Source organism: Pararhizobium sp. LjRoot255, assembly GCF_964252905.1.
Taxonomy (GTDB): domain Bacteria; phylum Pseudomonadota; class Alphaproteobacteria; order Rhizobiales; family Rhizobiaceae; genus Pararhizobium.
Window position 1 is genome coordinate 347125 of record NZ_CAXUPQ020000001.1, and the last position, 13773, is coordinate 360897.

The following is a 13773-nucleotide window of genomic DNA, read 5'->3' on the forward strand; positions in this document are numbered from 1 at the left end:
CGAGACTCAATGAATATCCTATTAGATCCGGTTCGAGAACATTTTCGATGTGCGCCTGCAGCTCCGTTACATCGGCACCCGCATCGTCACCTTCTTCGGCCGGCCGCCGTTGCCGGGAATGAGAACGGTCACGACACATTGACCGTCGCTGGTCGGCTGCGCGGACAGGAGTTCGCCGCCGGTCTTTGCCACGACCTCAGCGGCAGCCTGGCCGCAATCGCCGTCCACCTCGACAACCGCCGATGGCACATCAATCGCTGGCGGCGCGAATCCGGAAAGGCCCGCGGCTAGCGTTGCTATGATCAAGGGTGAGGACATGGACGCACTTTCGACTTGGGAAGCATCATTGCAAATTTAATAGACGATACAGTCTGAATGGCAAATGAATGTCCTTCTAACGCCGCGATTCGCCCCTCATCGGGCATATCTCTAGCGCAACCGCTTTGTCGCCGAAATTCGGCCCCAGATTGCCACCAGCCCGCCCGCCGCGGTAGCAAGTGCGGTCAGGGCGTCCACCAATCCACTCTGGTCGTCCGAGCCTATCTCCACCCCGAGAAGATGACTGCACGAAGCAAGGATCGCAACCACGCCGCCCCACACGGTCTTCGACATATACCAGTTCTTCAATTCACCCATCGCATTGTCCCTTTCCCGTTTGCTGCTTGTTTCCGTCACAGGTTCAGCGTGGCCTGCGCCGGTACCCCAAAGGCAACCTTCTGCCCTTTCTGCCGCACGCGGACGGACAAGACCGTCTGCTGTGTGCCGAAATCGTCCATTTCAAACGCTGCCGCGTAGGCGAACACCGGTTCGGACACATCCACGGCCCGCTTCACCGTCAAGCCATCGAGAATTTCGATCCGATAGCGCTCTAGCGGTTCGTCCAGCGCAATGTCGCCGTCCAGCCAGTGATCGGCATCGCGCCGGGCGCAACGGGTCCAGTTGATCCGGATGCCGCCGCTTTCCAGACGCCGCGCCCGCAGGTGCACCGGCGCAACCGGCGTTTCGGCCCTCAAGCCACCGGCGAATGCGAACGGCCCGGCCGGCCCCGTCGTCTGCCCGCCCGCCTCCACGATCCAGTTGATCATGCGCCCGGCCTCGTCGGCACTCAGCCCGAGCGGTTTGAGCGCCGCATTGAGGACGACGCAGGGCGCGCCGACGCTAGAACCCGCCATCGTCGCATCGCTGGTCCCGTGCAGCCCGCGCAGAAGCTTCGATAGCCGCCAGCGCCCGGCAGCGATTTCCTCCGCAGCGCTGAACCCGATCACCTCCCAGACGCCGTTCTCGGCAAGGATCGCGATGCGGTTCTGCCCGTTCAGCACGGACAGTCGGCCCGCTGAAGACAGGCCGCCGAAATGCAGGTCGAGCGTGATCGTCCGGGCCGCGTCGAACCGGCCCAGCACCCCTTCAGCCAAAGCCTCTTTCAGCGCGCCCGTCTGCGCCGGCTGGTCCAGCCTCGCGCGCGCTTGATACCCTTCCGTCGTCGCAGACGACGAGAGCAAAGCGGTGCGCCACGGCCGCGCGAAGATCGCGCCCCGGGCAAAACTGGCCAACTCGCCGGCCTCGTATTGCGGCAGATCCATCAGATGCACGATCGGCGAAAACCCGTCCGAGGGCGTGCGCGGCGGATCGACAGAGCGCGCTTGTGGGCTCGGTCCTCCGCCACCGCTCGACGGCACGAAGGCCCGTGCCTCGACGGAGCGCACCGCCCCGTCCTCGATCCGGCCGACGATGAAGTTTCCTGCAGGCCCGTCATCGAGCGCCCCACCCGCGAACGCAACGATATCACCCGGCTCGACGTCGATCGCTGTCGGCGAAAGGGAAAACCGGATACTGCGGCGCGAAATCTGATGATCCCGAAGTGCATCCTCGACGGCAGATGCGGCCGAACCGTCGTGCATCGCGCCGGGCACGGAGAGGCGCAAGACCCGGTCATTCGCAGGCGTCACGCGCCGCGACCGGGTCGTTGTCCGCTCATAGGCATTCACCGGATCAAGATGATCAAGAATGGCCTCGCTGCCGAAATCGCTGTCATGGCCGCGTTCCTCCTCGAACAGCGGCTGCTTGTCGATGTCCGCCAGCACCGAAATCGGCCGCGCCGGTGACGCCTGCTTCATGCGCGAACGAAACCGCAGGGTCGCACCCTCTTCCACCGCATCGATCTGCAGTGCCGCCATCAGCGGTTCCAGCACGTCCCGGGCCGAGGCCTGCTCCGATTGCACATAGCCGCTGAGATCGCCGCTGACGAGCCGCGTGTCGCCGGCCTCAAATCCATGATCGGCAAGAACCGCGGCGATCACGTCCGCTGCCGTCGCTGCCCCGAGCCGTCCGTTCAGCCAGTGCCCGGTCTGCCAGTTGCCGCCATCGGACCAGAGGTCCGTATTCTCCGGAAAGGCCGGCACCGGCCGCGCGTCCCAGGTCCAGACGAACATGTGGTCCGGATCAACGCCATCAGGCGCATCCGGCCCCTGCCAGAAGGCATGCTGCGCTTCGAGAAACCGCCGTTGCATGGCGTCGCAGCGGGCGCCATTCGAAAAATACGGAACCGCAGTCTCCGACGATTTCGGATCGGTGAACACATTCGGCTGATTGGCCCCCTTGTCGATCGCCGGGCAGCCAAACTCGGTGAACCAGACAGATTTGGAGGCCGGAACCCATGACGTCGGCGTCGTCTGCTCTGCGCCGCCCACCCGGTTGCGATGCGCCTTGTCCCACCAGTTGGCGATGTCCTTGTAACGATAGACCCACGGCTTGCCTGCCAGCCCATCCGTGATCGGCGTGCGGACCCGATCCCGGCGACCCGCATCATCCGCATAATACCAGTCATAACCTTCGCCGGACGCGATCATCGCCCGCATCGCGTCGGCGTCTTCCGCCAGCGCGAACCCGTCCGGATTGCCTTCGGAAAGATCGCTATCGCGCCAATCGGAAAGCGGCATGTAATTGTCGATACCGATCGCGTCGATATCGGCCGATGCCCAGAGCGGATCGAGATTGTAGTAGACGTCGCCCGAGCCATCGGCCGGGTGGTAGCCGAAATACTCGCTCCAATCGGCCCCGTAGGTCAGCTTGGTCCCTGCGCCGAGAATGGCCCGGACATCGCCTGCCAGCCCAATCAGCTGCTCGACGAAAGGAAACGCGCCCGCCCCATCGCGCAACTGTGTCAGCCCGCGCAACTCCGAACCGATGATGAAACCATCGACGCCGCCCGCCACCTGCGCCAGTAAAGCATAATGGAGGATCAGACGCCGATACCCATCGTCGGCAGCCGCCGACGTCACCGAAGACCCGGACACCGAAAAATCCCCGGCGTCCGTCGCCCCGCAGAATGCCTCGATCTGCACCCGCGCAGCAGCCGTCAGATCGGCGGTCCCCGGCAGTCCCGGCGCCGGATGCGACGTGATGCGCCCGCGCCACGGATAAGCCGGCTGGCCCGTTCCGCCATAGGGGTTCGGCAGCGTGTTGCCGGCCGGAATGTCCATCATCACAAAAGGATAGAGATAGACCTTCAGGCCCCGCGTCTTCAGGTCGGCGATTGCCGCCGCAACGCTGGCATCGCTTGGCGTGCCACCATAGGCCGGCCCGCCGTTATTCCGGCTGACCACCATCGCGTTGCTTCGCGCTGTTCCCGAGACCAACCACGGCCGGCTTTCGTCGTCGCGCGCCGCCGTCTCGACGCCCGGCAAAATTCGGCAATGGCCCGCCCTGAGATCCGTCCCGAACCAGGAGACCACCAGAGCGACGCGCTCAAGATTGGGGCACAGCGCCTGCAACTCGTCGATCGACGCGCGCCAGTCCGAACTCGCATGGAAAACATTGCGATTGATCAGCCGGCTCGCGCCGGCACCCGTCTTTTCCTTGACGACGGCCGGATCGTAGCCATGCTCGCTCGAGCCCGGAATGATCGTCACCGCCCGGATCGCCCTTTCCAGCGCACCAACCGGCCGCAGCACCTCGAACTGGATTACCGGAATGCGGTTGCCGTAGCCGTCGAGCGGAAAGCGCTCGAACACCACATAGGCAAGCCCCCGATAGGCCGGCACTTTGCCAGTTCCCTGCTTGGCCTCGATCAGCGGATCGGGGAGCTGGTCATCCGTTCCGCGATAGAGCCGCATCTCGACCCCGGTCAGGTCGATCTCGCGCCCATCCGCCCAGACCCGCCGCACGCAGGCGATCTCGCCCTCGCAAATGCCGAGCGCGAAATTGGCATGATATCGGAAGGTTTCGACCCGAGGCCCGCTCGCCTTGCCGCCCTGCCGCTCGACGCGCACCTCCTCTTCGAACCGCGTCGCCCAGATCAGCGTGCCGCCGATCCGCACGGTTCCATAGGCCCGCGTGATCGCCGTTCCTTCCTCAGCCCCCGGTATGCGCGCGTCGCCGAGGCGCGTCCCGGATATCGTCGTCATCCCGTTGATGATCGAGCGGTCAATGACCGACCCGGCAAGCGCACCGGCAGCGCGGCCCAGCACCGCGCCGACCGGACCGAACACGCTGCCGAGTGCCGCGCCCGCTGCCTGCAGAAGGATGGTTGCCATTGATGTCAGACCTTTTCCGGAAAACGAAAAATCCCGGCGATGCGTCGCCGCCAGGACGGCACGAGCGCGGATTCGATCACTGCCGCCTGCTCATAGGCATGGATGAACCGGTCGGAGGCGCACAGAATTCCGGCATGTTTGGCTGGCAGCTCCGGCCGCCAGCAAAACAGTACGAGATCGCCCGACCGCATCTCCGCAGCCGCAAGCTCCGCCCCGAAATGCCGCCGCGCCGCGTCGCGCAGCCGATCCTCGCCGCTGCGTTCGGCCCAATCCGGCTGGTAGGCCGGCGGCAGTTCCGGCTCGCCACCATAGATCTCCCGCCAGACACCCCGCACCAACCCCAGGCAATCGCACCCGACACCCTTGAGGCTCGCCTGATGCCGATACGGCGTCCCGATCCAGCCGCGCGCCGTTTCAATAACCCGATCAGCAAATGCGGACGACACACCCTCCCCTTGAGGGGGAGGGTCGGCGCAAAGCGCCGGGGTGGGGTGATCCGCCGAACTCACCTCACTCATAGAGCGCCCGCCCGTCATGCACCGTATCCCCATCCGCATAGCCGAACGCGAAATCCGTTCCGGGCATATGAGGAAACCCCTGAAAATTCAATGAATTGGAAAATTTCCGGCGACAGGTGGCAAAGCTCTTGTCGCACCCGGCCGTCACCGTAAACGCATCCCCCGCGGCAAGCGGCAGCGGCGGCGGCAGCCAGAGTGACAGCGTCACCGTGCCATCGTCCTTCCGGTGATCCTCGATATCGCAGACATGCCCCGCATTCGCGCCGGTCGCGAACCGAAACACCCCGTACCGATAAAATCCCGCTGTTGCCGCATTGAGCCCCGTCACTAGCACCCGCGTCTCGCCAAGGACGGTCGCAACCGCCCCCTCCCCGCGATAAGCCGGATTATCGAGATTGACCTTGCAGCGCCCGTCGCCAAGCACCGCGTCGCAGCGGCGCCCGTAAATCCGCCCCTGCACCTGATCCAGCCGATGCGTCATCCGCCGCAACTCGGCCCGGAACGCGCCTCCGGCCCTGACGACACCGCCGATGTCCTGCACTCTGAGCAGGACATGTTGCTCCGGCGCCTGCCAGTTCACCTGGAAGACCTCGACCCTGGCGCCGTCATAACGGCCGGCGAGGACGTCCGCCTCGCTGATCGCCGCACTCGAAAATCCGCCAGTAACCTCGCCCGCCTCGACCGAAAGCCCGCTCGCCGCCTCGCTGTCCGCCGTCTGGAAACCGCTTGCGGCCAGAAAATTTGTCCCGGCGAAAGTAAGATCATGGTCATGCTCGGTAAATCCAAGCACAACGCCATCCCGCCGCGTCACCCGCCAGCAATGGCACATCGTCGTGGCGTCACCCGAAAGATGCGCGGCAAGCGCCGTTGGAAGCGTTCTCATGGCTTGATCTCCACCAGAGGAATCGACGGAATACGCCCTGCCTGGAATTGCGCCAGATCGACCTCGATCCGGTCGGTATCGAAGCGCACCGGCACATCGAATTCGTAACCGGCGCGAATTGCCGCGCCGCTTGCCGGAATTTTGGCGGGTATGAACGTCACCCGGCCGGTCGTGGCATCGAGCGCAAAGTCGCCCGGCCCCGCCAGGACGCCGCCCACCGAAACGGCCACGCTCCCCGCCACCGGCTTTGCGATCCCGCGGACGCTCGCGCCGCCTGCGTCGCCATAGGTCTTGATCAACTGGAAGGTGGCGGTCAAACCGTCCCCCGTCCCGATCCCCTCGTCGTTCGCCGTCACCGTGCCGCCGGGCGGACAGGATTTGAAATCAAGCGGATCACGAAACCGGAAGCCATAAAGCTGGCCCGCCCGCGCCTCGAAAAATTCAAGCACCGCATAGAGGTCTGCCATCGACTTGATCCCCGACCCCGCATCATAGTGCCGGCGTGCATCGCGCCAGCGCCGGTTGCGGTTTTCCCGCCCGTTCGAAAGGCTGACGATATCCGTCCGCCTGACCGGCCCGCCGCTCGTCCCGAGCGCCAGGCGCAAGGGAAACCGGACCTCGTGAAATCCTGTCGTCATGATGTTTTCCGTTATGTCTTGAATCGGTTGGCTGAAAGTCTTCACCGATCGCTGGATGAAACAGTGGGATGCCCCTCATCCGGCCTGTCGGCCACCTTCTCCCCGCAAGCGGGGCGAAGGGACAAGCGGCAATCTCCGTCGTTGCATATCCGCCTGCGGAGGACAGCAAGCTCGGTCGTCCCCTCTCCCCGTTCACGGGGAGAGGGCTAGGGTGAGGGGCATCCGAGGACGACAAGGCATCAGAAAGAATCTCACACCCCTCGCCGCCCGCGCCCGACCGTCCGCGTCAACATCGCGGCGATCTGGCCCTCGGACTTGCGAAAACTCTGCGCGTCGGATGCCGTGACGTTGAAGACGACATTCATCGGTGCCGCACCGCCCGAAGCGGCCACACCAAGCGAACCATCGGATCCGCGTTTCAACGGCAAGATCGCCTCCGACCCCGCCTCGCCCATCAGCCCCATCTCACCGTCCATCGGAAAATAGGTGGGCATTGAGACGACGCCGCCGGCGGCAAAGGGCGTCACCCGCCCCGGCACCCCGCCGTCGGCAAAAGCCGTCACCCCGCCCAAACTCCCGGCAAGCCCCGACAGGGCCGAGCCAAGCAGCCCCTCAAGCGGCTTCAGGCCCGCCGAAAGCGCGATCTCCGTCAGCCTGAGGCCAGCGCTGCGCAAGACGTCCTCCAGTCCCTTGCCGCCGCGCGTCGCCGAAGCCAGCGCCCCCGTCAGCGCCGAGCCGAACGAGCGGGATCGCCCCTCCAGATCGTCGAGCACGTCCTTCAAAGCCTCCGCATCGTCCGCCGCTGCGGAAAAATCCGTCTCGTTGGTCATCGTGTCTCTCCTTTAGGAAATTGGCGAATGGAAATACCGGCTTCTGCCTTGGCGACAAAAATCCCCTGCTCACTCCTCACTACTCACTATTCGCTATCCGCTATCCGCTGCCCGATCCGGAAAAGCCCCCATCAGCGCCTCAAGCCCGGCGCGCTCCGGCACCGCGGCACGCGGCCGCAACCCGCCCAGCGCCGCCTGCAGCTCGCGCGGCGTCATCGCCCAGAAGTCCTTCGCTGGAAGCCGCAGCAGACAAAGCCCGGCATGCATCGCCGCGCCCCATGGAAAGGGTTGAGGCCGATGTTCCCCCTCGCCCGCTGCGGCCTTCAAGGGTTTGGCGGTTCCTCCGCGCTGCCGAAGGTCGCCGTCAGCAATTCGGCCGTCAGCCGCGCCAGCCCGGCAATGCCGCCCTCGACGCTCATCACCGCCACGTCCTCGTCGGAGACCAGATTGCCGCCGCCACGCAAACCGGCGCCGAGGATGCGGATCATATCTTCCGCCTTCAGCCGGCCGGAGGAAAAACGCACCGCAAGCGCCATCAGATTGTCGGCCGCGAATGCTGTTTCCAATTCGGCCAGGCTGCCCAGCGTCAGGCAGAGAATCCGCCGCTCGCCGCCGATCACCGCCTCCACCTCGCCGCGATGCCGGTTGGCCCGGCCTGTAGCTACATTGTGCCGCGTCATCATCAGAGCGCCGTAAAGGTCAGCGCGCCGGCGGATTCGAGCGCGGTCTCGAACAGGATCTCGCCGTTGTACTGGCCGGAATATTCGAGCGCCGTCACCTGGAAGGCACCGGTCAGCGTGCCGAAATTCGGGATGACGATCTGCCAGCTGAGGATCGATCCGTTGAAGAAGGCCGCGCGCACCAGCGCATCCGAACTCTGGTCCTTGAAAATGCCTGCACCCGAGACCGAAGCCCGCTGGACGCCTGCCCCACCCAGCAGCTCCCGCCACCGCCCCGCCGATTCCGCGTCCGTCGCATCGACGGTCTCCGCATTGAACGCCAGCCGCTTGGAGCGAAGCCCCGCCACGGTGACGTAATTTCCGCCGTTGTCGATCTTCAAAAGAAGATCCTTCCCCTTCTGCGCCACCATGTTCTGTCCTTCCTGAAACGAAAAAAGCGCCCGCGAGGGCGCCGACAACATGCTCCTTAGCGAAACGTCACTCCGTCACCGCCCGAAATACCATCTCCGCGACGTGGCCCTTAGCCTTCGCGTCCCTGCCAATCCGGGTGCGCCGGTGAAACAGGCTGACCAACGCGAAGCCGTCCAGCACAAGTTCGGCGTCATCCAGCAGAGCCCGAATGCGTGCCGAAATCTGCTGCGCCGCCCGGTTGCCGCCTTCGCCGGTGCGAACCTCCAGCGTGACAAGATGCTCTTCTCCCGCTTCGCTCGCGGTCGAGGCATCGCGGCTCTCCAGGCTGACAATCCAGACGCCGGGCCGATGCGACCCCGTCTGCAGATGATCCCGCATGCCGCTGTCCCCGATCAGCGCGATCAGCGCGACGTCGCCCGCCAGTCTCCCGTAGATCGCCTTCTGCAAGGCCGCCGCAGCGCTCATCGTCCTTCCTCCGCGCATTGGCAAACGAGATAGCGCCTCGTCTCGTCCGGGTCGTACCATGCCCGCAGAGCAAAAAGCCGACCACCTTTGCGAAACCGCATGCCCGCCACGAGGTCCTCGCGAAAGCGAATCCAGATGCGGTGCGTCACGGCGAAGACCTCCTCGTCGGCGCGCTCTTCGTCTCTGGCCGAAACCGGCACGATCCGCGCCCAGAGCGAGGTGACGACAGCAAAGCCCGTCACGCCGCCGCCCTGCCCGTCGCTGACCTCTTCGCGCGTTTCCAGCTCCAGGCGCGCCGACATTTGCCCGGGATCAAGGGTGGTCGCCCGCATGGTCACAGCCCCCGCCGGCGAAACGGCGCAATCAGCCGGTCATATCCGGCAGGCACCGCCGCCGGCTGGTCTTCCGGCGCCACCGCGCCACGGAACTCGTACAGCAGCGCCAGATGCAACAGCATCGCCCGCTTCAGCGTGTCCGGCACGTCGGCGCCGGTCGCGCCGAAACCGGCGGAAAAATCGATCTCGATGCCATTGATCGCCCGTCCCGGCTTAGGATGCTCGGGCAGGACAAGCCGCGCCGGACGCGCCTGCCCGTCAAGCACGAAGCCGGAAACGTCGATCTCGCCCGGTATGCCGTCCGCATCGTAAACCGTAACCGCTTCAATCGTTTGCACCGGCCCTCTGAAAATCTGAATCACGCGCGACCGCGGCCAGTCGTCGAGAAAAAGCCGGAAGGTGCGGGTCAAGAGCGCCAGCCCCGTCTCCCGCTCCAGGTGCTCGCGCACCGTGCGCATCAGGGATGAAATCAGGTCGTCCTCGGCGCTGCCGTCGATGCGCAGATGCGCCTTCGCCTCGGCCAGCGTCAGCGGCTCGCCTGCAGACGGCGCCAGTTCCGTAATCGTCATGGGATTCTCCGTCGTGCATCTGGGGAAATGGGCGGACGCGGCGGGAGGGAGCCGCGTCCGCCCTCGCGCCAGGCGGCAGGGAAGGCCGCCGGCGCGAATGATCGACATCCTTTCGAGAAAGGGCCGCCTTACACTTTTTTTAAGATGGCGCGAATTTGACGAGCTTGATAGCCTCGAAATTTTGCACCCCGCCGCCGACGCGCTTGGTCGTGTAGAACAGCACGTAAGGCTTGGCGGAATAGGGATCACGCAGCACCCGCACGCCGGTCCGGTCGACGACGAGGTAGCCGGCGGCAAAATTGCCGAAGGCGATCGCGGTGCTGTTGGCGGCGATATCCGGCATGTCCTCGGCCTCGGCGATCGGGAAGCCCATCAGCGAGGCCTGCTGGCCCGCAGCCGCCGGCGGGTGCCAGAGATAATTGCCGTCGGCATCCTTGAACTTGCGGATTTCGGCTTGCGTCTTGCGGTTCATCACGAACGAGGCATTCTGCCGGTGCCCGGCCTTCAGCGCATAGATCACGTCGATCAGCGTGTCGGAGGGGCCGCTCGCCTTGAAAGCGCCAGCAGCGCCCGTGGCGATATAGCCGATATTGCCCCAGCTCCAGCTCGCCTCGGCCACGTTGGTGTAGCTCAGGAAGCCCTTCGGCTTGTTGGTGCCGTCGCCGGTGATGAAGGCCGTGCCCTCCTGCTCGCCGAAAGCGATATCGACCTCGGAGGCGATCCAGTTCTCGATATCGACCGCCGCGTCGTCGAGCAGTGCAGCCGTTGCCGCCGGCATGGCGTAGAGCTCCATCGTCGGGAAGGACAGCTCGGCCAGCTGCGGCGTCGTCGTCTGCGGCCGCGCTGCCGTTTCCGCCACCCATCCGGTCGCCATGCCGGCAAGCGCAAACGGCTTTTTCAGCACCGCGCCCGAAACCTGCCGGACCGTCGCCATACCCCGGATCGGCGAAACCACCGAAAGGCGGCGACCTATCTCGCTGTCGGTCTCGTTCGGCACCAGATAGCCGCCATCGCTCGCCGAGCCGATCGAAAACGCCTTGGCCTCCAGCTCACGCAGCTCCTGCTCGTCGCCGCGGCGGATGTAGCTTTCGAAAGCCGCCCTGTGCTCCGCCGCTTCGAGACTCGTCTCGCCGCTGCGGCCGAGCGCCGGCCGTGCCTTTTTCAGCGTCATCTGGTCGATCAGCCGCTTCTGCTCGTCCATGCTGCGCGAGATGCGGTCCATCTTGTCGCGGGTGACGACATCGGCCGTCAGCTTGCTTTCCAGCTCTCCCAGCCGCCGGTCGTTGGTTTCCTTGAACGCCTCGAAGGCACCCATGAAATCCTCGAAGGCGGCGGTCATCGTCTCCGGCCCCGTCTTGATCTCAGGGGCTATCTTGATCTCGGGGGCCACCTTGATCTCAGGCGCCACACTGCTTGTCTTGCTCATTGGCATATCCCTTTTTTAGAGCTTCATCATCCGGGCCGCCCGCCGCATGGTGCGCACGAGCTCCGTTTCCTTGTCGCGGAAGAACCGCGCATTCTTGACGTTCGAGACCCTGGCCGATGGCAGCATCGGAAAGGTCACGATCGAGATTTCCCAGAGGTCGGCTTCGAGGATGCGGCGCACGCCGCTCCTGTCGGTTTTTGCCTTCACGGTCTGGAAGCCGATCGACAGCCCGTCGAGCGCACCCGCCTTCATCAGCTGATGCACCTCCCTGGCGCGCGCGACGCCGGGCGAAAGCAGCCCCTCGACATAAAGCCCGCGCCCATCCTCGCGGATCGTCTTCCAGGCGCCGAGCGGCTCGCCCGGGTCGTGCTGGAACAGCATGCGCACGCCTGCGGCGCCACGCCGGGCAAGAGACTGCGCAAACGCCCCCGGCTCGATCGCGTCCTTGCCGAGATCGACCTCGCCGAAGATGCTGGCATAGCCGGAAAAACGCCCCTCGCCGGTCACCCCGGCAAGCGTCAGATTGGCAAACTTCTTCGTTCGCCAGACAGGCAAGCTGTCGGTCGTCATGTGATGTCTCCGATATCTGGAATGCGGCGCCGATCGCCGCCGTTATTTTCTGCCGTAGCGTTCCGCTACCCGCGCCACGGCGCCGAGCACCCACCACGCCGAAAGACTGGCAGCGGCCGATCCGGTCAACATCACCTCGGTTCCCGACAGGTTGCCGGCGATGCCGAGCTTGGTGACGATCCACAGGCCCGCGGGCCTGCCGAAGATCAGCCCGCAGAGCAGGCCGCTAAAGAAACGGGAGCCTGCTTCGCGCTTTCCCTTCGGCAGCATGTAGACAAGCGATACGGCAGCACCCGCCGCCGAGCCGATGCCCTTGGCCGCCCAGAGGCTCGGGTCGTTGCCAAAATCAGCCATTTGTTAAGCCCTTGATGCTATTTGGAATTGATCATTGCTGACGTAAACTCAACCTTCTCACTGAGGGTGAGGCATCGCCTGACGCTGCATCAGCCACGGAAATTCCCGAGTCTTTTGAATCGCTTGGCCGCCCCTCTTCGAGAAGCGATTCAAGGTGCTCGGAATTTGATTCAGGATCGTCGCCGATCGAATGCGGATCGCCCGTCAAACCTCTGAACCATTGTGCAATTCAGCCTCGCGGCAGGAGCTCAATACCCAACCGCCTGCCGCTTCTCCTCGTCGCTCAGGAAATCCGCGTCCTTCACGCGCGCCCAGACCTCGCTGCGCTCTCCCGTCAGCCCCGTCACCTGGTCGAGGTCCGGCACCAGCTTCAGCGCCTCGCCGAAACGCGCCGACAGCCAGCCGGACATCGCCGCGGCCGTGCGGCCGATCAGCGGCAGCACCGTCAGCCGATAGAAGGCCCGGTTGGCCTCCTGGTAATTGGCATAGGTGTTGTCGCCGGGAATGCCGATCAGCATCGGTGGCACGCCGAAGGCGAGCGCCACGTCGCGCGCCGCCCCGTTCTTCGCCTCGACGAAATCCATGTCCTTCGGCGAAAGCCCCATCGCCTTCCAGTCGAGCCCCCCTTCGAGCAGCAACGGGCGGCCCGCCCGCATCGGCCCGGAATAGCCCTCGTCGAGCTCCGTCTTCAGCCGGTCGTACTGGTCGGCCGACAGATTGCCGCCCTCCTTCGGTTGATAGACCAGCGCGCCCGAAGGCCGGGCCGAATTGTCGAGCAGCGCCTTGTTCCAGGTCGCCGCCGCATTGGAGAGATCGAGCGCCATCTGCGCTGCCGCCAGCGGCGGAAAGCCTAAGTGATCGTCGAGCGGATGGAAGAGCCGCAGATGCAACAGGCCGCCCTCGCCCGCTGCGATCCGCCGCACATGGTTGCCGACCCGGTAGTCATAGGCCTCCGGCCAGCCGTCCCGCCCCTCGCGAATGCTCACCCGGTCCGGCCGCAGCAGATGCAGCTCCCGCAGGTCCTCGCCGATATTGACCGCGTCGACATAGGCATTGCCCGAGAGCAGCAGATGACCATAGAGCGTCTCCAGGAAATCGACGCCGGCCATGCGGCCATTCGGCCGCGAGAGCAGCGCAAGCAGCGGGTGCTCGCTGCGCTCCTCGGTCCCCTCGTAGAGCAGCAGCGGCACCGCTGCCGCCGCTTCCGAAATCAGCCTGACTGCCCGGTGCGCCACCGGATTCTTCATGAAGCCCTCGCGCGCCAGCGCCGCATAGGACCGCCCGGTCCAGTGCGCCCGCCCCTCATGCGCGATCGCGATGAAGCCGGAAGCAGTCTTTGTTTCGCGCAAGCGCTCGCTCTCCGCCGGGCGCCGCCACGGCAGACGAAATGGATTTTTCATTGTCTCGATCCTCGAATGCAACGATGGGTGGGTCTGAAAGAGAAGGAAGCGCTTGCCGCTTGCCCCTCACCCCTGCCCCTCTCCCCGCAGGCGGGGCGAGGGAAAACCGGAGTGCGTCGCTTGTCCCTTCTCCCCGTTCACGGGGAGAAGGTGCCCGGCAGG

The 13773-nt window shown here is 65.0% G+C and carries 17 protein-coding genes; all 17 read right to left on the reverse strand.

The genetic code is table 11. The annotated features are described in order from the left end of the window. Positions 1–66: 66 nt before the first annotated feature. The gene (locus tag ACSQ2W_RS01740) at positions 67–318 is read right to left on the reverse strand and encodes a hypothetical protein (protein WP_349433498.1); all 252 of its coding nucleotides are present in this window, start codon (positions 316–318) and stop codon (positions 67–69) included. A 111-nt stretch (positions 319–429) separates the two neighbouring features. Next, positions 430–636 carry a hypothetical protein gene (locus ACSQ2W_RS01745; protein WP_436084688.1) on the reverse strand — a complete coding sequence of 69 codons (207 nt, stop codon included), beginning with the start codon at positions 634–636 and terminating at the stop codon, positions 430–432. A gap of 35 nt (positions 637–671) precedes the next feature. Beyond that, entirely contained in the window at positions 672–4532 is a 3861-nt protein-coding gene (locus ACSQ2W_RS01750) for a baseplate multidomain protein megatron (protein ID WP_436084689.1), read from the reverse strand. Between the two features lie 5 nt (positions 4533–4537). After that, complete coding sequence (locus ACSQ2W_RS01755) at positions 4538–4978, reverse strand: NlpC/P60 family protein (RefSeq protein ID WP_436087644.1); 441 nt, start codon at positions 4976–4978, stop codon at positions 4538–4540. A 64-nt stretch (positions 4979–5042) separates the two neighbouring features. Next, a complete protein-coding gene (locus ACSQ2W_RS01760; RefSeq protein WP_436084690.1) occupies positions 5043–5933 on the reverse strand; it encodes a DUF2163 domain-containing protein in 891 nt (296 codons plus the stop codon). Next, a complete protein-coding gene (locus tag ACSQ2W_RS01765; RefSeq protein WP_436084691.1) occupies positions 5930–6571 on the reverse strand; it encodes a phage distal tail protein, Rcc01695 family in 642 nt (213 codons plus the stop codon). The genes ACSQ2W_RS01760 and ACSQ2W_RS01765 overlap by 4 nt, the downstream gene beginning before the upstream one ends. Before the next feature lie 251 nt (positions 6572–6822). Beyond that, a complete protein-coding gene (locus ACSQ2W_RS01770; protein WP_436084692.1) occupies positions 6823–7401 on the reverse strand; it encodes a phage tail tape measure protein in 579 nt (192 codons plus the stop codon). Between the two features lie 93 nt (positions 7402–7494). Beyond that, positions 7495–7728: a rcc01693 family protein gene (locus ACSQ2W_RS01775; RefSeq protein WP_436084693.1), complete on the reverse strand. Its 234-nt coding sequence runs from the start codon at positions 7726–7728 to the stop codon at positions 7495–7497. Beyond that, positions 7725–8081 (reverse strand): gene transfer agent family protein, encoded by a 357-nt coding sequence (locus ACSQ2W_RS01780; RefSeq protein WP_436084694.1) that lies wholly within the window; start codon positions 8079–8081, stop codon positions 7725–7727. Before ACSQ2W_RS01780 ends, ACSQ2W_RS01775 begins: the two co-directional genes overlap by 4 nt. A gap of 2 nt (positions 8082–8083) precedes the next feature. Continuing rightward, complete coding sequence (locus ACSQ2W_RS01785) at positions 8084–8491, reverse strand: phage major tail protein, TP901-1 family (RefSeq protein WP_436084695.1); 408 nt, start codon at positions 8489–8491, stop codon at positions 8084–8086. A 67-nt stretch (positions 8492–8558) separates the two neighbouring features. Beyond that, positions 8559–8957 carry a DUF3168 domain-containing protein gene (locus ACSQ2W_RS01790; RefSeq protein ID WP_436084696.1) on the reverse strand — a complete coding sequence of 133 codons (399 nt, stop codon included), beginning with the start codon at positions 8955–8957 and terminating at the stop codon, positions 8559–8561. Next, positions 8954–9289 (reverse strand): phage head closure protein, encoded by a 336-nt coding sequence (locus ACSQ2W_RS01795; protein WP_436084697.1) that lies wholly within the window; start codon positions 9287–9289, stop codon positions 8954–8956. The genes ACSQ2W_RS01790 and ACSQ2W_RS01795 overlap by 4 nt, the downstream gene beginning before the upstream one ends. Positions 9290–9291: 2 nt before the next feature. After that, a complete protein-coding gene (locus tag ACSQ2W_RS01800; protein ID WP_436084698.1) occupies positions 9292–9861 on the reverse strand; it encodes a head-tail connector protein in 570 nt (189 codons plus the stop codon). Between the two features lie 139 nt (positions 9862–10000). Beyond that, on the reverse strand, positions 10001–11287 hold the full coding sequence (locus ACSQ2W_RS01805; protein ID WP_436084699.1) for a phage major capsid protein: 1287 nt from the start codon (positions 11285–11287) through the stop codon (positions 10001–10003). 15 nt (positions 11288–11302) lie between these two features. Continuing rightward, positions 11303–11857, reverse strand: a complete 555-nt coding sequence (locus ACSQ2W_RS01810; protein ID WP_436084700.1) for an HK97 family phage prohead protease — start codon at positions 11855–11857, stop codon at positions 11303–11305. A 42-nt stretch (positions 11858–11899) separates the two neighbouring features. Further along, positions 11900–12211 (reverse strand): DUF6107 family protein, encoded by a 312-nt coding sequence (locus ACSQ2W_RS01815; protein ID WP_436084701.1) that lies wholly within the window; start codon positions 12209–12211, stop codon positions 11900–11902. Positions 12212–12459: 248 nt separating this feature from the next. Further along, positions 12460–13611: a phage portal protein gene (locus ACSQ2W_RS01820; protein ID WP_436084702.1), complete on the reverse strand. Its 1152-nt coding sequence runs from the start codon at positions 13609–13611 to the stop codon at positions 12460–12462. Positions 13612–13773 lie beyond the last annotated feature (162 nt).